Source organism: Pseudomonas sp. TSO6, from assembly GCF_056098905.1.
The window spans coordinates 39,339-56,084 of sequence record NZ_JBLZWV010000012.1; the positions used below are offsets into that span (position 1 = coordinate 39,339).

A 16,746-nucleotide genomic window follows, 5' to 3' on the forward strand; every position below is an offset into this window, starting at 1 on the left:
AACCGGTCACGCGGCAAACAGCCACACGGCCCGCCGGTCTATTCGGGACTATGCTTCCTAGCATTCGTTGATCTGGGTCAATCGTTCCAGATTCAACGAATTGGCCCTCTGGGCCGGAATCCCTGCGATCGAACAGAACAATTCCAACGCGCCGTACTCGACCAAGTGGGGGCAGTGGGCGACTTGGGCCACAAGCCCGGACGCCGGATTATCTGAAGAGGAAGCACCATGTTCGGAATAGAGGCCTTAGAGCTCGCCCGAATGCAGTTTGCCTTTACCGTGTCGTTCCACATCCTGTTTCCGGCCATCACCATTGGCCTGGCGAGCTACCTGGCAGTCCTCGAAGGCCTCTGGCTGCGGACCCACCAGCAGGTCTACCGTGACCTCTATCATTTCTGGTCAAAGATATTTGCCGTCAACTTCGGCATGGGCGTGGTCTCGGGCCTGGTCATGGCCTACCAGTTCGGTACCAACTGGAGCCGCTTCTCCGACTTTGCTGGCGCCGTCACCGGCCCGCTGCTCACCTACGAAGTACTCACTGCCTTCTTCCTTGAAGCCGGTTTCCTCGGTGTCATGCTGTTCGGCTGGAACCGTGTCGGCCGCGGCCTGCACTTCTTCTCCACGGTGATGGTGGCAATCGGTACGCTGGTTTCCACGTTCTGGATCCTGGCCTCCAACAGCTGGATGCAGACCCCACAAGGCCACGAAATCATCGATGGCCGGGTGGTGCCGGTGGACTGGTTTGCGGTGGTGTTCAACCCATCGTTCCCCTACCGGCTGATGCACATGGCCACGGCCGCGTTCGTTTCCACGGCGTTCTTCGTTGGCGCCTCGGCGGCCTGGCACCTGCTGCGCGGGCGTGACAACCCGGCGGTACGCAAGATGCTGTCGATGGCCATGTGGATGGCGCTGATCGTTGCCCCGATCCAGGCGGTGATCGGCGACTTCCACGGCCTCAATACGCTCAAGCACCAGCCGGTGAAAATCGCGGCAATCGAAGGCCACTGGGAGAATGTGCCTGGCGAGCCGACGCCGCTGATCCTGTTCGGTATCCCCGACATGAAGGCCGAGACCACGCGCTTCAAGGTCGAGATCCCGGCGCTCGGCAGCCTGATCCTGACCCACAGCCTGGACAAGCAGGTGCCGGCGATGAAGGAATTCCCGCCTGAGGACCGGCCTAACTCGACCATTGTCTTCTGGTCGTTCCGAATCATGGTCGGGCTGGGCTTGCTGATGATCTTCGTTGGCCTGTGGAGCCTCTGGCTGCGCAAGCGCGGCACGCTCTACACCTCGCGCCCGTTCCTGTATGTGGCGCTATGGATGGGGCCTTCGGGGCTGATTGCGTTGCTGGCCGGCTGGTTCACCACCGAGATCGGCCGCCAGCCCTGGGTGGTGTATGGCCTGATGCGCACGGCGGACGGTGTGTCCAACCACAGCTACGCCCAGCTTGGTTTCACCTTGGTGGCCTTCGTGGTGGTGTACTTCGCCCTGTTCGGCACCGGCCTTGGTTACATGATGCGCCTGGTGCGCAAAGGGCCGCAGACCGGCGAAGGCGACGAGCACACACCGGGCGGCCCTGGCCAGAAACGCACGCCGGCGCGGCCGTTGTCTGCCGCCGATGATGGCCATGAGGCCAAAACTGCCAGCCTGAGCAAGGAGGACTGAGCCATGGGTATCGACCTTCCGCTGATCTGGGCCGTGATCATCATCTTCGGCGTCATGATGTACGTGGTGATGGACGGGTTCGACCTGGGGATCGGCATGCTGTTCCCCTTCGTCAAGGGCGAGCAGGACCGTGATGTGATGATGAACACCGTCGCCCCGGTGTGGGACGGCAACGAAACCTGGCTGATCCTGGGTGGGGCCGGGCTGTTCGGAGCGTTCCCGATGGCCTATGCCGTGGTACTCGAAGCCCTGTACCTGCCACTGATCCTGATGCTGATGGGCTTGATCTTCCGCGGCGTGGCCTTCGAGTTCCGCTTCAAGGCCACGGCCGACAAGCGGCATATCTGGGACAAGGCGTTCATCGGCGGCTCACTGGTCGCCACCTTCTTCCAGGGCGTGGCCCTGGGTGCCTTCCTCGAGGGTTTCAAAGTGGTCGACCGTCATTTTGCCGGTGGCACCCTCGACTGGCTCACCCCGTTCAGCCTGTTCTGTGGCGTGGGGTTGATCGTTGCCTACACCCTGTTGGGGTGCACCTGGCTGATCATGAAGACCGAAGGGCCGCTGCAACAAAAGATGCATGACCTGGCCCGGCCTCTGGCGCTGGTACTGCTGGTAGTAATCGGTATCGTCAGCCTGTGGACGCCGATCGCTTATCCACAGATCGCCGACCGCTGGTTCAGCATGCCTAACCTGATCTGGTTCATGCCGGTGCCGCTGCTGGTAGTGGTGACCTTCTACGGGCTGCTCAAGGCAGTGGCGCGCAATGCGAACTACACGCCGTTCCTGCTCAGCTTGGTGCTGATCTTCCTCGGCTACAGCGGCCTGGGCATCAGCCTGTGGCCGAACATCATCCCGCCGTCGATTTCGATCTGGGATGCCGCAGCGCCACCGCAGAGCCAGGGCTTCATGCTGGTGGGCACACTGTTCATCCTGCCGTTCATCCTCATGTACACCTTCTGGAGCTACTACGTGTTCCGCGGCAAGGTGACCCATGAAGACGGCTATCACTAGGAGGGCCGCATGATGACCGGCAAACATGGCCTGGAAGAGAAGAAACCTCTGTGGCAGCGACTGGGTTGGCTGGTGCTGATCTGGGCAATGAGCGTTGCGGCCCTGGGGGTGGCGGCGATAGGGTCGGTACAGGCTTACTTGCGGGCTTTCAGGATGACGAACTTGGGCGTCGCCGCCACCTGCTCCACACCCCGGAACAACCGCGCCAGCTTGCTGTGATAGCCCAGGTGCCGATTACCCACGATATACAACGCCCCACCTACCACCAGCGCCTCACGCGCCTGCTGGAACATGCGCCAGGCAAGGAAATCGCCCACCACCTGCTGCTGGTGGAACGGCGGGTTGCACAGCACCACATCGAGCGACTGCTTCTCGACCCCGGCCAACCCATCGGCCGCGATGAAGGTCGCCGGGCGTTCGCCCAGCGCGGCTTGCCAGTTTTCCTGCGCCGATTGCACCGCCATGTACGATTCGTCGACCAGCGTGTACTGGGCATCCGGGTTGGCCAGGGCACTGGCAATTGCCAGCACGCCATTGCCGCAGCCCAGGTCCGCTACCCGTGCGTTGCCCAGGTCGCGTGGCAAATGCGGCAGGAACGCCCGGGTGCCGATATCCAGGCCTTCACGGCAGAACACGTTGGCGTGGTTGACCAGTTCCAGCGCCGGCGCGTCTAGGCGGTAGCGGCTAGGGTAGGGCGAGCTTGCGGCCGGCCGTTCGGCCAGCGTCGCCGTCAGCAGGCGGGCCTTTTTCTGAGCCAGCGAGGCCTGCACCGGGCCGATGTACTTTTCCATCAGGTCGCCGGCTGCATGTGGCAAGTGCTTGATCATCGCCCCGGCAATCACTTGCGCGCCAGGCGCCAGGTGGCCCTGCAGGCGTATCAGCTGTTCTTCAAGCAGGGCCAGGGTCTTGGGCACGCGCACCAGCACCCGGTCGAACGGGCCTTGCCAGTGTTCGCTGGCCGGTATGAAGGGCACGCTGTCGAACGGCAAGCCGTTGCGCGCCAGGTTCTTTTCCAGGGCCAGGTGCGCCAGGTGCGAATCGCCGCTGCTGACCACCTGCAGCCGGCCCGCCAGGCTGGCCGCCAAGGCACCGAAGCTGTCATTGAGCACCAGCACCCGGCAGTTGGCGTGGGGCGCCTGTGCGTGCAACTGCGCAAGCAGGTACTCGTCGGCGGCATCGAAAGCCTGCAACGGGTCGTTGGCCTGTTCCGGCTGGCGGATCAGGTCGAGTTCGGCGTAGGGGGTGGTCAACAGGGGCATGGCGTCTGGCTCGGGTATAAACTGCCCGATGCGGTTCGCCCCGGGCTTTGCCGGGCAATTCTACAGGGCTTTGCCCAAGGTCGCAGGTTTGAAGGTCAGATCCAGCCACGCATGGCGGCGATGGCGATGGCGCCTGTTTTGTTGGCGGCGTTGGTCTTGGTGATCACGCTGCGAATGTGGAAGTTCACCGTGCTCTGCGACAGTGTCAGGATGCAGGCCACGTCAGCTGCGGTCTTGCCGGCGGCCGACCATTTCAGCACTTCCAGTTCACGCTCGCTCATTTTCGGTTGCGGTGGGCACAGTGCATTCAGGTGGTGTTCGCCGAGTACCGCATGCAGGGTATGGCACAGCCACTGCACGCTGCCGGCCTTGGCGTAAAGCTCGACGATGTCGATCTTTTCGGCTGGCCTGGCCACGCTGATCTGGCTCTCGTTGTGCTGCAGGTCGTACAGAGATTGCGTCCAGCCATGGCGCAAGCCGTGCAGGCAGGCCGCTTCGCGGAACTGCGGGGCTTCACGATACAGTTCGTCGGTCCATAGCACCGGCATGGTCGAACTGTGGCTGACGTTGGCGGCCGGGTCCTGCTTGTAGAACTCATCGCGCTGGTAGCGCTCGATCCACTCAGCCGGGTAGTTGCTGTAGAGGTACACCCTGGGTGTCTGCGTGGCGATCTGGATGCGCATGTTCAGCCCGAGGTATTCCATGCCCAGGTCCTGTGCCAGATGTACCGCGATGTCGAACAGCTTCCGTGGGCTGCGTTCGTTGACGAACGCCTGAAGATGTTCGGGATTCCAGTGAAGCATCTGAAACTCCTCGGGGATGTCGGATCCAATCCGTTTGGGTACCGGGGTCATTGTAGGAAAAGACCTACCATGGCGTTGGGATTTTTTTGTTATAGCGATCAGGTTTTTCTGCAACTTCGGCACGATCACCCTTGATGAGGCCCTACAAAGCAGTGGTTTTTATCCGGGCCACTTTGCGCGACACTGTGCGCACGTCAAACCTGGAGCCCGATATGACCGCTAGCGCCGAAAAGTTCACCCGCCAGACCCTGCTCGATGTTCAGCCGCTCACGCCGAACCTCTTCAGCCTGCGGGTTACGCGCGATGCAGGGTTCCGCTTTCGTTCCGGCCAGTTCGCCCGCCTGGGCGTGACCAAGGCCGATGGCAGCGTGGTGTGGCGCGCCTACTCCATGGTCAGCGCACCGCATGACGAGCACCTCGACTTCTTCTCCATCGTGGTGCCAGGCGGCGAGTTCACCAGTGAGCTGAGCCGCCTGGGGGCGGGTGATACCTTGCTGATCGACCGCCAGGCTTTTGGCTTCCTTACCCTTGACCGCTTCGTGGGTGGCCGCGACCTGTGGCTGCTGGCGACCGGCACCGGAATTGCGCCATTTATGTCGATCCTGCAGGACTTCGAGGCCTGGGAGCGTTTTGACAGCATCAAGCTGGTGTATTCGGTGCGCGAAGCGAAAGAGCTGGCCTACGTGGATGAAATCGCCGGGCTGGAGCAGCGCGATTACCTGGCTGAGTACGCCGGCAAGTTGCAGTTTATTCCGGTGGTGACCCGTGAGCAGCACCCGGGGGCACTGAATGAGCGCATTACCACGCTGATCGAGAATGGCGAGCTTGAGAAGGCAGCAGGGCTGGAGCTGTCGCCGGAACATTCGCGGGTGATGCTGTGCGGCAACCCGGAGATGATCGACGAGACGCGCAAGGTGCTGAAGGCGCGTGACCTGCAACTGAGCCTGAGCAAGCGGCCGGGGCAGGTGGCTGTGGAAAACTACTGGTAATGCTATTGGGGCCGCTGTGCGGCCCCAGCAACCTCAAGGCAGCCGATTCTGGTTTTGCGTCTTGAGCAAATCGCGAATCTCGGTCAACAGGGTTTCTTCAGCCGAAGGCACTGGCGGTACAGTCGGTGCCACAGCTTCTTCGCGCTTGAGCCTGTTGATTGCCTTCACCCCCATGAAGATGGCAAAGGCAACGATCACGAAGTCGATCACGGTCTGGATGAACTTGCCATAAGCCAGCACCACCGCTGGAATGTCACCTTCGGCAGCCTTCAGGGTGATCGCCAGGTCGCTGAAGTCCACCCCACCGATCAACAGACCCAGTGGCGGCATGACCACGTCTCCTACGAAGGACGAGACGATCTTGCCGAAGGCTGCGCCGATGATGATACCGACCGCCATGTCGACGACATTGCCTTTGACCGCGAAGGCCTTGAACTCACTGATCATGCCCATGTTTGGTTCCTTGTAACAAAAGGTAAGGTTAACGCAGTGTAAGCCACTAAAACGCTTCATGCGCTGTGTTCAGGGGTAGTGACTGCGGTTAGAACGAATAGTTTTGTCGCATCCCGAAGCGTTCGAGACACGTCCGGCTCGGCTATCATGGCGGTTTTTTCCAGGAGACCCCACCCATGGCCAAGGCCAAGCGCTTGTATGGCTGCACCGAGTGCGGCGCGACCTTCCCCAAATGGGCCGGCCAGTGCGGCGAATGCGGGGCCTGGAACACCTTGGTCGAAACCATGATAGAGAGCGGCGGTGCCGCGGCGCCCAGTACTGGCCGCGCCGGTTGGACCGGGCAGCAAGCGCAGATCAAGACCCTGGCCGAAGTCAGCGTCGAGGAAATCCCGCGCTTCACCACTAGCAGCACCGAACTGGACCGCGTGTTGGGCGGCGGCCTGGTGGATGGCTCGGTGGTGCTGATTGGTGGCGACCCGGGCATCGGCAAGTCGACCATCCTGCTGCAGACCTTGTGCAACATCGCCGTGGGCATGCCGGCGCTGTATGTTACGGGTGAGGAGTCGCAACAGCAGGTGGCCATGCGCTCGCGGCGCCTGGGCTTGCCCCAGGACAAGCTCAAGGTGATGACCGAAACCTGCATCGAAACTATCATTGCCACGGCACGCGTCGAGAAACCGCGGGTGATGGTGATCGACTCGATCCAGACCATCTTCACCGAGCAGTTGCAGTCGGCACCCGGCGGCGTGGCCCAGGTGCGTGAGAGCACGGCGCTGCTGGTGCGTTACGCCAAGCAGAGCGGCACGGCGATCTTCCTGGTCGGCCACGTAACCAAGGAAGGCTCGCTGGCCGGCCCGCGGGTACTGGAGCACATGGTCGATACCGTGCTGTATTTCGAAGGTGAGTCCGACGGCCGCCTGCGCCTGTTGCGAGCGGTGAAAAACCGTTTTGGCGCGGTCAACGAACTGGGCGTGTTCGGCATGACCGACCGGGGCTTGAAAGAGGTGTCCAACCCGTCGGCGATCTTCCTCAACCGTACCCAGGAAGAAGTGCCGGGCAGTGTGGTGATGGCGACCTGGGAGGGCACCCGGCCAATGCTGGTCGAGGTACAGGCACTGGTAGACGACAGCCACTTGGCCAACCCGCGCCGGGTCACCCTGGGCCTGGACCAGAATCGCCTGGCCATGTTGCTGGCGGTGCTGCACCGCCACGGCGGTATTCCTACCCATGATCAGGACGTGTTCCTCAACGTGGTGGGCGGTGTGAAGGTGCTGGAGACGGCTTCGGACCTGGCGTTGCTGGCGGCGGTGATGTCCAGCTTGCGTAACCGGCCACTGGCCCATGGGCTGCTGGTGTTTGGCGAGATCGGCCTGTCGGGCGAGGTGCGGCCGGTGCCCAGTGGCCAGGAGCGGCTGAAGGAAGCGGCCAAGCATGGCTTCAAGCGCGCCATCGTGCCCAAGGGCAATGCGCCGAAAGAGTCGCCGGCGGGGCTGCAGGTTATTGCCGTCACCCGCCTGGAACAGGCCCTGGATGCATTGTTCGAGTAATTCGTAGCCAGGCCCGGCCCTATCGCCGGCAAGCCAGCTCCCACAGGATGGACTGCCCCCAAAAAGTTGGACAGTTTCAGCTAGCAGACTCAGCAGCATGGGCCCTGTATTCCACAGGGCTCATGCCATTGAGCTTTAGCTTGATGCGGTCATGGTTGTAGTAGTGGATGTACTCGTCCAGACCGGCTTTCAGTTCTTCAACGCTCTCGAAACGCTTCAGGTAGAAAAACTCGGACTTAAGCGTACCAAAAAAGCTCTCCATTGCCGCATTGTCCAGGCAGTTTCCTTTGCGTGACATGCTCTGGTTCAGTCCTCGCTCTGCCAGCTTATGGCGGTACTGGGAGTGCTGGTAGTGCCACCCTTGATCCGAGTGAAGCACCAGCTTCGGCTTGTTTCCCAGGCGCTCGAAGGCCTTGTCCAGCATGTTGGTAACCAGCCCGAGGCAAGGCCTGCTGGCCACTTCGTATGCCACGATTTCGGCGTTGTACAAGTCCATCACAGGAGAGAGATAGACCTATTTCTCAGCTACTTTAAACTCGGTCACATCGGTCACCCACTTCTGATTCGGGCGCTGTGCGAGGAAGTTTCGCTCCAGCAGATTAGGCGCGATAGTGCCGACGACGCCCTTGTACGACCGGTACTTTTTGGGCCGTACGAGTGAGCGAAGATCAAGCGCGACCATCAAGCGTTCTACGACCTTCTTGTTAACCAAGGTGCCGGCGTTGCGGATCACCGCCGTCACACGCCGGTAACCGTAGAGCCCCTTTTCCTCGTGATAGACACGCTGAATCAGCTGTTTCAGGACAGCATGCTTGTCAGGTTTGGCCTGCGCCTGAAGTTGGTAATAGAACGTGCTGCGAGGCAAGTCAGCCAGTTGCAGAACGGCGGCCAAGGGAAACCTGTCCTTGAGCGCCGACACGATCAGGGCTTTTTGGGCTGACTTCGCTCCTGCTTCTTCAGTTCTTCCAGCTTTTTTAGGTAAGCGTTCTCCATACGCAGCCACTCAAGCTCAGCCAGCAACTGGTCGCGGCTTTTATCGGTGTCATCGGACGTCGTAGGTTTTATGGGGTAAGGCTTTTTCGACATGGCAGCGGGTTTTCTTCTCTTGGGAGCAGGCAAATCCAGACTCCCACTGTAGTGCTGCCGCGCCCAAATGCCTATCTGCGAGGACTGACCAAGACCAAAATGGGCGGCGGTCTGGCGCAAGGAAAGCTGATGCTTGTGCATGTACTCAAGGACTGAGCGCTTGTAGGCCGTGCTGTACCGCTGGCCGGTTTTGCGCAGGCTGAACTGACCATGCTTCTGGAAAACGGAGAACCAGCGCCGCAGCAGGCTGAAGTCCACTGCAAATCGCCGAGCTACTGTTCTAAATCCTTCACCACCCTCCAGGTAGGCCTGGACGGCGGTGAGCTTGAATTGATCTGAGTACTTGCTCATGTGAACACCCCAAGAAATTGGATTGGTGTCCAACTTCCTGGGGGCAGTCCAGGAGGACCACAGTTTGCAGATCCTGTGCAGCACCTGTGGGAGCCAGCTCCCACAGGAGGACCACAGTTTGCAGATCCTGTGCAGCACCTGTGGGAGCCAGCTCCCACAGGAGGACCACAGTTTGCAGATCCTGTGCAGCACCTGTGGGAGCCAGCTCCGACAGGAGGACCATAGTTTCCAGGTCCTGTGCAGCACCTGTGGGAGCTGGCTTGCCGGCGATAGGGCCAGTACAGGCAAACGAAAAAGGGGCCGACGATGCGCGTCGGCCCCCCTCTCACCCCTCAGTCAGCGGTCAATGCTCGGCAACCGCCGCGCGCCTGACCGTCTGGTTGCCATGCTCGTCCAGCTCCAGCATCGGCACTTCGTTCCCTTCGGCATCGAACAGCTTGCCATCCTTGAAGTAGTCGCCATCACGCAGTGCGGAAATGTCGGAGTACTGGATGGTGCGTTCGTACGCTGCGGCGAACACGGACTGGTTTTCCGAGTTGCCGGTGGTGAAGTGGTTGAAGATCAGGTTCAGCAGGATGGCCATGATCGCCGCCGAACTGATGCCCGAGTGGAAGATGGTCTCGAACCAGTTCGGGAAGTGGTGGTAGAAGGTTGGCGCGGCAATCGGGATCATGCCGAAGCCCAGCGAAGCGGCGACGATGATCAGGTTGACGTTGTTCTTGTAGCTGACTTTGGACAGGGTGCGGATACCACTGGCCGCCACCGTGCCGAACAGCACGATGCCCGCACCGCCCAGTACCGGGGTCGGTACTGCAGCAATCACCCGGCCCATGACCGGAAGCAGGCCGAGCACCACCAGGATCACACCGCCCGTGGCCACCACGTAACGGCTCTTGACCCCGGTCACGGCCACCAGGCCAACGTTCTGGGCGAACGCGCTCTGGGTGAACGAGCCGAAGATCGGCGCCAGGATGCTCGATGCCATGTCGGCGCGCAGGCCGTTGCCCAGGCGCTTGGAGTCGACCTTGGTGTCGATGATCTCACCCACGGCGAGGATGTCGGCCGAGGTTTCCACCAGGGTGACCATGATCACGATGCACATCGACAGGATCGCGGCGATGTGGAATTCCGGCATGCCGAAATGGAACGGCGTGGGGAAGGCGAACATCGCACCTTCGGTGACCTTGCTGAAGTCGGTCATGCCCAGCGCCCAGGCGATCAGGGTACCGAGCACCATGGCCAGCAGGATCGACAGGCGCGAGATGGTCGCGCTGCCCAGCTTGCTCAGCAGCAGCACGATGGCGAAGGTCAGCCCCGCCAGGCCGATGTTGGCCACGCTGCCGAATTCCGGCGAGGCGCTGTTGCCACCCATCACCCAGCGTGCAGCCACCGGCATCAGGGTCAGGCCGATGGTGGTGATGACGATACCGGTCACCAGCGGCGGGAAGAACTTGGTGATGCGCGAGAACACCGGGGTGATCAGGAAGCCGATCAGCGATGCTGCCATGACGGCGCCGAGCACGCCTGGCAGGCCACCGCCGCCCTCGCTGCTGAGGATCGCCCCCATGGTCGCCACACCGGCGAACGACACGCCCTGCACCAGCGGCAACTGGCAGCCGAAGAACGGCAGGCCGAGGGTTTGCAGCAGGGTGGCCAGGCCACCGGCAAACAGCGAGGCAGCAATCAACATGCCGATTTCGGCGCCGTTGAGGCCTGCGGCCTGCCCCAGGATCAGGGGTACCGCGACGATCCCTCCGTACATGGTCAACACATGCTGCAGACCGTAAGCCAGGTTGGCACCAAGCCCGAGGTTTTCATCCTCGGGGCGCTTGGCGGGAGACGTGCTAGGGGACGTAGTCATGGAGCAGGCTCTCTGTTTATTTTTGTGTCGCTACTGTAGACAGTTCCGGCAAATGATTACCACAAGAATTGTATACAATATTTTGATCGGAGCGCGCACAAGGGCGACCGCCGGATGTGCGAAAACCCAATGCAGAAGGCGTACCAACTCATCAAATACTGTATTAGAGGGGTGTGTACAAAGTGCTGCTACCCAGGCTTAAAGCTGTCTGGGTAGACAGGAAACACATCGCGGGGAGGCTATTAGCTAGCTAAGAGATTTCATTATTCGATGAGTTCGCGCAGCTCACGCATCATTTCGGTGCTGTCGGCCACGTTCAATTCCACAAGACGGTGCAAGTGGCTCATCGAATCGATGTCGATGTACAGGCAGATGAAGCCCAGCCGGTCCGGTTCTTCGTGGCGCAGTTCGACCTGCATCTGCACCTCGGTCACTTCGTCGTTGAGCAGGATGTAGGCTTCGAAATCCTGGCTCAGGTCGGGATCCCAGGGTTTAGGGCATTCGACCAGCAGGCCCTTGAGGGACAGGTCGAGCAGTTTCACCTCCCAGCAACGCTCGCCCTGGCACAGCCTGGTCGGGGCGTCGAACTGGATACGCTGGAAACGGCGGCGTTCGTCGTGATCGCTCATGGCGTGGATCCTCGGGTAGGTCCTAAAGTGACATCCTGACTATAGTTAGAAGGGTATGTGCATCAGGTACTGCAATCTGGCCGCAGAGGCTCTAGACCAAAGCAAGTGTGGCAATGCGCCTTGACTCGCCCTAGACTCGGTGGGCGGTCTTTCCAATCCACCAGCTGGAAGCTAACCATGAACAACAATAATAGCCTGCTACGCCACATTCCGTGGCTGGCGCTGGCAGTCATAGGGGCCTGCGCGCTGGGTGTGGTCGCCCTGCGTCGCGGTGAGGCAATCAACGCCTTGTGGATCGTGGTCGCGGCGGTGGCCATCTACCTGGTTGCCTACCGTTACTACAGCCTGTTCATCGCCACCAAGGTGATGCAACTGGACCCGCGCCGCGCCACCCCGGCGGTGCTCAACAACGACGGCCTGGACTACGTCCCGACCAACAAACATATCCTCTTCGGTCACCACTTCGCTGCCATCGCCGGCGCAGGCCCCCTGGTCGGCCCGGTGCTCGCCGCGCAAATGGGCTACCTGCCCGGCACGCTGTGGCTGATCGCCGGCGTGGTGCTGGCCGGTGCGGTGCAGGACTTCATGGTCCTGTTCATGTCCACCCGCCGCAACGGCCGTTCGCTGGGCGACATGGTGCGCGAGGAGATGGGCCGCATTCCGGGCACCATCGCCCTGTTCGGCTGCTTCCTGATCATGATCATCATCCTTGCGGTGCTGGCGCTGATCGTGGTCAAGGCCCTGGCCGAGAGCCCTTGGGGCATGTTCACGGTGATGGCGACCATCCCGATCGCGATGTTCATGGGCATCTACATGCGCTACATCCGCCCGGGCCGCATTGGCGAGATCTCGGTGGTTGGCGTGGTATTGCTGCTGGCCTCGATCTGGCTGGGCGGCGTGATCGCTGCGGATCCGGTCTGGGGCCCGGCGTTCACCTTCACCGGCGTGCAGATCACCTGGATGCTGGTGGGCTACGGCTTCGTCGCCGCGGTGCTGCCGGTGTGGCTGGTGCTGGCGCCGCGTGACTACCTGTCGACCTTCCTCAAGATCGGCACCATCGTTGGCCTGGCCATCGGTATCCTGATCATTGCGCCCGAGCTGAAAATGCCGGCGCTGACCCAGTTCACCGACGGCACAGGCCCGGTGTGGAAGGGCACCCTGTTCCCGTTCCTGTTCATCACCATTGCCTGTGGTGCGGTGTCCGGCTTCCATGCGCTGATCTCTTCGGGCACCACGCCCAAGCTGCTGGACAACGAAACCAACGCCCGCTACATCGGCTACGGCGGCATGCTGATGGAGTCGTTCGTGGCCATCATGGCCATGGTCGCCGCTTCGGTGATCGAACCGGGCGTGTACTTCGCCATGAACAGCCCGGCCGCCGTGGTGGGCGCAGACGTTGCGTCGGTGGCGCAGACGGTCAGCAGCTGGGGCTTCCTGATTACCCCTGAGCAGCTTGAAGCCGTCGCCCGTGACATTGGTGAGCACACCATCCTGGCCCGTGCCGGCGGTGCGCCAACCCTGGCAGTCGGTATCGCGCAGATCCTGCACCAGGTGTTGCCGGGTGAAAACACCATGGCCTTCTGGTACCACTTCGCGATCCTGTTCGAGGCGCTGTTCATCCTCACCGCAGTGGACGCCGGTACCCGTGCCGGGCGCTTCATGCTGCAAGACCTGCTGGGCAGCTTCGTACCGGCACTCAAACGCACCGAATCGTGGGGGGCCAACCTGCTCGCCACCGCTGGCTGCGTGGCAATGTGGGGCTATCTGCTGTACCAGGGCGTGATCGACCCGTTGGGTGGCATCAACACCCTGTGGCCGCTGTTTGGCATCTCCAACCAGATGCTGGCCGGTATCGCCTTGATGCTCGGTACTGTGGTGCTGATCAAGATGAAGCGTCAACGCTACATCTGGGTCACCCTGGTGCCGGCCGTCTGGCTGCTGATCTGTACCACTGCCGCAGGCCTGATCAAGCTGTTCGACCCGAACCCGGCCGTTGGCTTCCTGGCCCTGGCCAAGAAGTACAGCACTGCGCTGGACGCCGGCCAGGTCCTGGCCCCGGCCAAGGACATCGGGCAGATGCAGCACGTTATCTTCAACGCCTACACCAACGCGGGCCTGACGATTCTGTTCCTGCTGGTGGTTTTCAGCATCCTGTTCTTCGCCCTCAAGGTCGGCTACGGCGCCTGGGGCCGCAAGGAGCGCAGCGACAAGGAAACCCCGTTCCAGGCCCTGCCTGATGCGTAATCGAGAGGACTGCAGTTATGTTCAACGACTTGGGTCGACTGGGGAAATACCTGGGGCAGGCAGCCCGCCTGATGGTCGGCATGCCCGACTACGACAACTATGTCGAACACATGCAGAAGACGCACCCGGACAAGCCGGTGATGAGCTACGAGGCGTTCTTCCGCGAACGCCAGGAAGCCCGTTACGGCGGCAAGTCCGGGCCCAAATGCTGTTGAACCCTAAGCGTTGACCTGTCCGGCCTCATCGCCGGCAAGCCAGCTCCCACAGGTGCTCCATAGGCGACCAGTCTGTGCAGTACCTGTGGGAGCTGGCTTGCCGGCGATGGGGCCACTGTTTTTTCCGCACAGGAGATGTTCTGCGTGCAGACGCCTATTCCCGTAACCGTACTCACAGGCTTCCTCGGCGCTGGCAAGACCACCTTGCTCAAGCACATGCTCAAGGCCGAGCACGGCCTGAAGATTGCCGTGATCGAAAACGAATTCAGCGAGGCCGGCATCGACAGCCAGTTGCTGGGCAACGAGCCGGTGCAGGTGATGACTCTGGCCAATGGCTGCGTGTGCTGCAGCATCCATGGTGACCTCACCCGCGCCTTGTACCTGCTGCTTGAGCGCCTTGACGCAGGCGAGATCGCCTTTGACCGGCTGGTAATCGAATGCACCGGCCTGGCCGACCCGGCGCCGGTGGCGCAAACCTTTTTCATCGACGAGGACTTGCGTGAGCGCTACATCCTCGACGGCATCATCACCCTGGTCGACGCTGTTCATGCCGAACTGCACCTGACCCAGACCATCGCCCAGGCCCAAGTCGGCTTTGCCGATCGCCTGCTGCTGAGCAAGACCGATCTGGTCGAGCCGGCTACGGTAGAAGCCCTGTGTGAACGCTTGGCCCGCATCAATGGCCGGGCTGCAATCCGTGTGGTCGAGCACGGCCGTATCGACCTGGCGGAGCTACTGGATGTGCGTGGTTTCAACCTCAACCCCGACCTGGGCGCGAGCCTGAAACCGATGCTTCGCCCGGTGCTCAAGCCCGCCACCCCCGACCGTATCTCCACCATGGTGCTGCGCACGGAAACCGCGCTGGATATCGACCGCCTCAGCGGCTTCATGAACGAGTTGCTGGAAACCCACGGCAAACAGCTGCTGCGCTACAAGGGCGTGCTGAACATTGCCGGTGAAGACCGCAAGCTGGTGTTCCAGGGCGTGCTCAAGCTTTACGGTTTCGACTGGGATGCAGAATGGGCCGAGGGTGAAGCCCGCGAGAGCGTAATGGTGTTCATCGCCGATGAACTGCCCGAGGCTACGATTCGGGCTGGCTTCGAGGCGCTGGCTGCGGGCTGAGCCGGCGCGGCGTTGCGGCCTGGAACCACTGCGGCCATGAGCTGCAGTGGCGGGTTTCCACCTCGATGCACGGGATCAGGCGTTCGGTCAGCACCGCCGTTTGCCGCACTGCCTTCGCCGTGCGGTATTTGACGCTGTGGATGCACTCGCGGTCGCCGAATTCGCAGCGGTTCAGCGCGGTACCGCCGCAGGGGCCATTGGCCAGGCCTTTGGGGCAGGTTTCCGGGCAGACGTACAGGGTGTCTTCCAGGCGGCAGCGGCCGCAGGTATGGCAACCCACCAGCGGCCGTTTCACCGCACGTTCCACCTTGTGCAGCACTTGTGCGCCAAGGTGCGTAGCCCACAGCGGCCGGCGTACCGCCCAGCCAAATGCCTTGCTCAGGCTGTTGCGGCGGCTGAACAGCAGTGAATGCATGCCGTGCATCAGGTGATAGCGTGCTTTCTCTTTGAACGAGGCATCGACCCGCGATTCACCCTGGCGCCAGGCCGCTTGTGGCGGGTGGAATATCACTGCCGGCAGCCCGGGCATCTGCCAACTGGCCTGCCAGGCGGGCGCCCACTGCTCCAGCGTGTGGACCTGGTTTTGCCAGTGCTCGATACGGCCTTCCAGGGCCAGCAGTTGTTTCAGTTCGTGAACCCCTGACAGGTGCACACCGGCGTAGCCCATCAGTTTCACGCCAATGATCTGCAACGCCAGGCGGTCGACGCTGCGTGCCTGGGCAAAGGCCTTGGACTGCGCAGTCTCAGCTTCGAGCATGTCACGCATGGACGGTGTGACAGTGACCCCGGCCACGTGGTCGAGCATTGCCGCGCGCCCGTGGGTGAGGCTCATCAGGCAGGCCAGCATCGGCTTGGGCGTGGGCTGGCGACGCATCCAGTGCATGGCTTCCTGATGCTTGGCGGCATCGAAACCCAGTTGCAGGGTGAGGAAGTCGGCGCCTGCTGCGAGTTTTTTCTCGGCCTTGAAATACTGGGCGCCGCCTTCTTCCTCACAGTACTTGAACGGGTTCAGTGCAGCGCCCAGCAGCCAGTGCGGGCAAGCCTGGCGGGCAATCAGCAGGGCGGCGACCGATTCCAGGTAGCGCACCGGGCGCTGGCCGGGCTCGTGGCCGGGCAGGCGGTCGCCCGTCAGCAGCAACAGCTGGTCGAGGCCCGCGGCGTCCATGCGCTGCAGTTGGGCAAGGAGGTGGTGACGCTCGCGGTCCTTGCCGGAAAAATGCGGCAGGGCAGGTACCGGGTTGCTGAACGAGGCGATGGCGTCCAGCGGCGACATGTCCAGCGGGCTGCCGACGCGATCGCCGATGGCCACGGTCATTGGCCAGCCGCACAGGTGCGCGCGGGCCATGATCGCTTCCATGGCGGCGAAGCGTTCTGCAGAAGGCTTGGGGACGAACTCCATGACGCAGACGAAGTTCTGTTCGCGCAGCGCGGTTTTCAGCAGGCTCATGTGGCCGGGCACCTGGTGTGGTCAGGGTGGCATTGTGCGGCAGAAGGCGGGCGGGGTCATGTCC

General features: G+C 61.8%; 14 protein-coding genes and 1 pseudogene. 8 read left to right on the top strand and 7 right to left on the bottom strand.

The window, feature by feature from the left end:
* Positions 1-228: 228 nt before the first annotated feature.
* Genes ACN6NG_RS03185 through ACN6NG_RS03195 form a run of 3 tightly spaced genes read left to right on the top strand, consistent with a single transcriptional unit; the run spans position 229 to position 2,895 of the window.
* Positions 229-1,665: a cytochrome ubiquinol oxidase subunit I gene (locus ACN6NG_RS03185; protein WP_049275004.1), complete on the top strand. Its 1,437-nt coding sequence runs from the start codon at positions 229-231 to the stop codon at positions 1,663-1,665.
* A 3-nt stretch (positions 1,666-1,668) separates the two neighbouring features.
* Positions 1,669-2,676, top strand: coding sequence for a cytochrome d ubiquinol oxidase subunit II (gene cydB, locus ACN6NG_RS03190; RefSeq protein WP_474312926.1), 1,008 nt, complete (start codon positions 1,669-1,671; stop codon positions 2,674-2,676).
* Between the two features lie 9 nt (positions 2,677-2,685).
* Complete coding sequence (locus ACN6NG_RS03195; protein ID WP_474312928.1) at positions 2,686-2,895, top strand: DUF2474 domain-containing protein; 210 nt, start codon at positions 2,686-2,688, stop codon at positions 2,893-2,895.
* Here the strand turns inward: ACN6NG_RS03195 and ACN6NG_RS03200 are convergent.
* Both ACN6NG_RS03200 and ACN6NG_RS03205 read right to left on the bottom strand, forming a co-directional pair.
* Entirely contained in the window at positions 2,811-3,935 is a 1,125-nt protein-coding gene (locus ACN6NG_RS03200; protein WP_353455951.1) for a methyltransferase, read from the bottom strand. The genes ACN6NG_RS03195 and ACN6NG_RS03200 overlap by 85 nt on opposite strands.
* Before the next feature lie 95 nt (positions 3,936-4,030).
* A complete protein-coding gene (locus tag ACN6NG_RS03205) occupies positions 4,031-4,738 on the bottom strand; it encodes an autoinducer binding domain-containing protein (protein WP_353455952.1) in 708 nt (235 codons plus the stop codon).
* A 212-nt stretch (positions 4,739-4,950) separates the two neighbouring features.
* On the opposite strand from ACN6NG_RS03205, the gene ACN6NG_RS03210 reads away from it, so the two are divergent.
* On the top strand, positions 4,951-5,727 hold the full coding sequence (locus ACN6NG_RS03210; RefSeq protein ID WP_026034600.1) for a ferredoxin--NADP reductase: 777 nt from the start codon (positions 4,951-4,953) through the stop codon (positions 5,725-5,727).
* Positions 5,728-5,760: 33 nt separating this feature from the next.
* Here the strand turns inward: ACN6NG_RS03210 and mscL are convergent, their stop codons facing one another.
* Positions 5,761-6,180 carry a large-conductance mechanosensitive channel protein MscL gene (gene mscL, locus ACN6NG_RS03215; protein WP_043197833.1) on the bottom strand — a complete coding sequence of 140 codons (420 nt, stop codon included), beginning with the start codon at positions 6,178-6,180 and terminating at the stop codon, positions 5,761-5,763.
* Positions 6,181-6,356: 176 nt separating this feature from the next.
* On the opposite strand from mscL, the gene radA reads away from it, so the two are divergent.
* On the top strand, positions 6,357-7,727 hold the full coding sequence (radA, locus tag ACN6NG_RS03220; RefSeq protein WP_016497929.1) for a DNA repair protein RadA: 1,371 nt from the start codon (positions 6,357-6,359) through the stop codon (positions 7,725-7,727).
* 76 nt (positions 7,728-7,803) lie between these two features.
* Here radA and ACN6NG_RS03225 read toward each other — a convergent pair.
* From ACN6NG_RS03225 to ACN6NG_RS03235, 3 genes and pseudogenes are all read right to left on the bottom strand, one after another.
* A pseudogene (locus ACN6NG_RS03225) lies at positions 7,804-9,164 on the bottom strand (IS3 family transposase).
* A 343-nt stretch (positions 9,165-9,507) separates the two neighbouring features.
* The gene (locus tag ACN6NG_RS03230) at positions 9,508-11,025 is read right to left on the bottom strand and encodes a nucleobase:cation symporter-2 family protein (protein WP_086975293.1); all 1,518 of its coding nucleotides are present in this window, start codon (positions 11,023-11,025) and stop codon (positions 9,508-9,510) included.
* A 263-nt stretch (positions 11,026-11,288) separates the two neighbouring features.
* Positions 11,289-11,654 carry a PilZ domain-containing protein gene (locus tag ACN6NG_RS03235; protein ID WP_061202768.1) on the bottom strand — a complete coding sequence of 122 codons (366 nt, stop codon included), beginning with the start codon at positions 11,652-11,654 and terminating at the stop codon, positions 11,289-11,291.
* A gap of 177 nt (positions 11,655-11,831) precedes the next feature.
* On the opposite strand from ACN6NG_RS03235, the gene ACN6NG_RS03240 reads away from it, so the two are divergent.
* From ACN6NG_RS03240 to yjiA, 3 genes are all read left to right on the top strand, one after another.
* Entirely contained in the window at positions 11,832-13,898 is a 2,067-nt protein-coding gene (locus ACN6NG_RS03240) for a carbon starvation CstA family protein (RefSeq protein ID WP_063422429.1), read from the top strand.
* A 17-nt stretch (positions 13,899-13,915) separates the two neighbouring features.
* Positions 13,916-14,113 carry a YbdD/YjiX family protein gene (locus ACN6NG_RS03245; protein ID WP_003251633.1) on the top strand — a complete coding sequence of 66 codons (198 nt, stop codon included), beginning with the start codon at positions 13,916-13,918 and terminating at the stop codon, positions 14,111-14,113.
* A 144-nt stretch (positions 14,114-14,257) separates the two neighbouring features.
* Entirely contained in the window at positions 14,258-15,235 is a 978-nt protein-coding gene (gene yjiA, locus ACN6NG_RS03250; RefSeq protein WP_353455953.1) for a GTPase, read from the top strand.
* On the opposite strand, the gene ACN6NG_RS03255 is transcribed toward yjiA, so the two are convergent.
* Positions 15,195-16,682, bottom strand: a complete 1,488-nt coding sequence (locus tag ACN6NG_RS03255; RefSeq protein WP_063422427.1) for a methylenetetrahydrofolate reductase C-terminal domain-containing protein — start codon at positions 16,680-16,682, stop codon at positions 15,195-15,197. The two genes, yjiA and ACN6NG_RS03255, sit on opposite strands and share 41 nt — an antisense overlap.
* Between the last annotated feature and the right edge of the window lie 64 nt (positions 16,683-16,746).

What these genes read in the sequence shown, in the direction of transcription:
- ACN6NG_RS03185 (WP_049275004.1), top strand. Translation starts at nt 229, where the DNA reads ATGTTCGGAATAGAGGCCTTAGAGCTCGCCCGAATGCAGTTTGCCTTT.
- cydB (WP_474312926.1), top strand. Translation starts at nt 1,669, where the DNA reads ATGGGTATCGACCTTCCGCTGATCTGGGCCGTGATCATCATCTTCGGC.
- ACN6NG_RS03195 (WP_474312928.1), top strand. Translation starts at nt 2,686, where the DNA reads ATGATGACCGGCAAACATGGCCTGGAAGAGAAGAAACCTCTGTGGCAG.
- ACN6NG_RS03200 (WP_353455951.1), bottom strand. Translation starts at nt 3,935, where the DNA reads ATGCCCCTGTTGACCACCCCCTACGCCGAACTCGACCTGATCCGCCAG.
- ACN6NG_RS03205 (WP_353455952.1), bottom strand. Translation starts at nt 4,738, where the DNA reads ATGCTTCACTGGAATCCCGAACATCTTCAGGCGTTCGTCAACGAACGC.
- ACN6NG_RS03210 (WP_026034600.1), top strand. Translation starts at nt 4,951, where the DNA reads ATGACCGCTAGCGCCGAAAAGTTCACCCGCCAGACCCTGCTCGATGTT.
- mscL (WP_043197833.1), bottom strand. Translation starts at nt 6,180, where the DNA reads ATGGGCATGATCAGTGAGTTCAAGGCCTTCGCGGTCAAAGGCAATGTC.
- radA (WP_016497929.1), top strand. Translation starts at nt 6,357, where the DNA reads ATGGCCAAGGCCAAGCGCTTGTATGGCTGCACCGAGTGCGGCGCGACC.
- ACN6NG_RS03230 (WP_086975293.1), bottom strand. Translation starts at nt 11,025, where the DNA reads ATGACTACGTCCCCTAGCACGTCTCCCGCCAAGCGCCCCGAGGATGAA.
- ACN6NG_RS03235 (WP_061202768.1), bottom strand. Translation starts at nt 11,654, where the DNA reads ATGAGCGATCACGACGAACGCCGCCGTTTCCAGCGTATCCAGTTCGAC.
- ACN6NG_RS03240 (WP_063422429.1), top strand. Translation starts at nt 11,832, where the DNA reads ATGAACAACAATAATAGCCTGCTACGCCACATTCCGTGGCTGGCGCTG.
- ACN6NG_RS03245 (WP_003251633.1), top strand. Translation starts at nt 13,916, where the DNA reads ATGTTCAACGACTTGGGTCGACTGGGGAAATACCTGGGGCAGGCAGCC.
- ACN6NG_RS03255 (WP_063422427.1), bottom strand. Translation starts at nt 16,682, where the DNA reads ATGAGCCTGCTGAAAACCGCGCTGCGCGAACAGAACTTCGTCTGCGTC.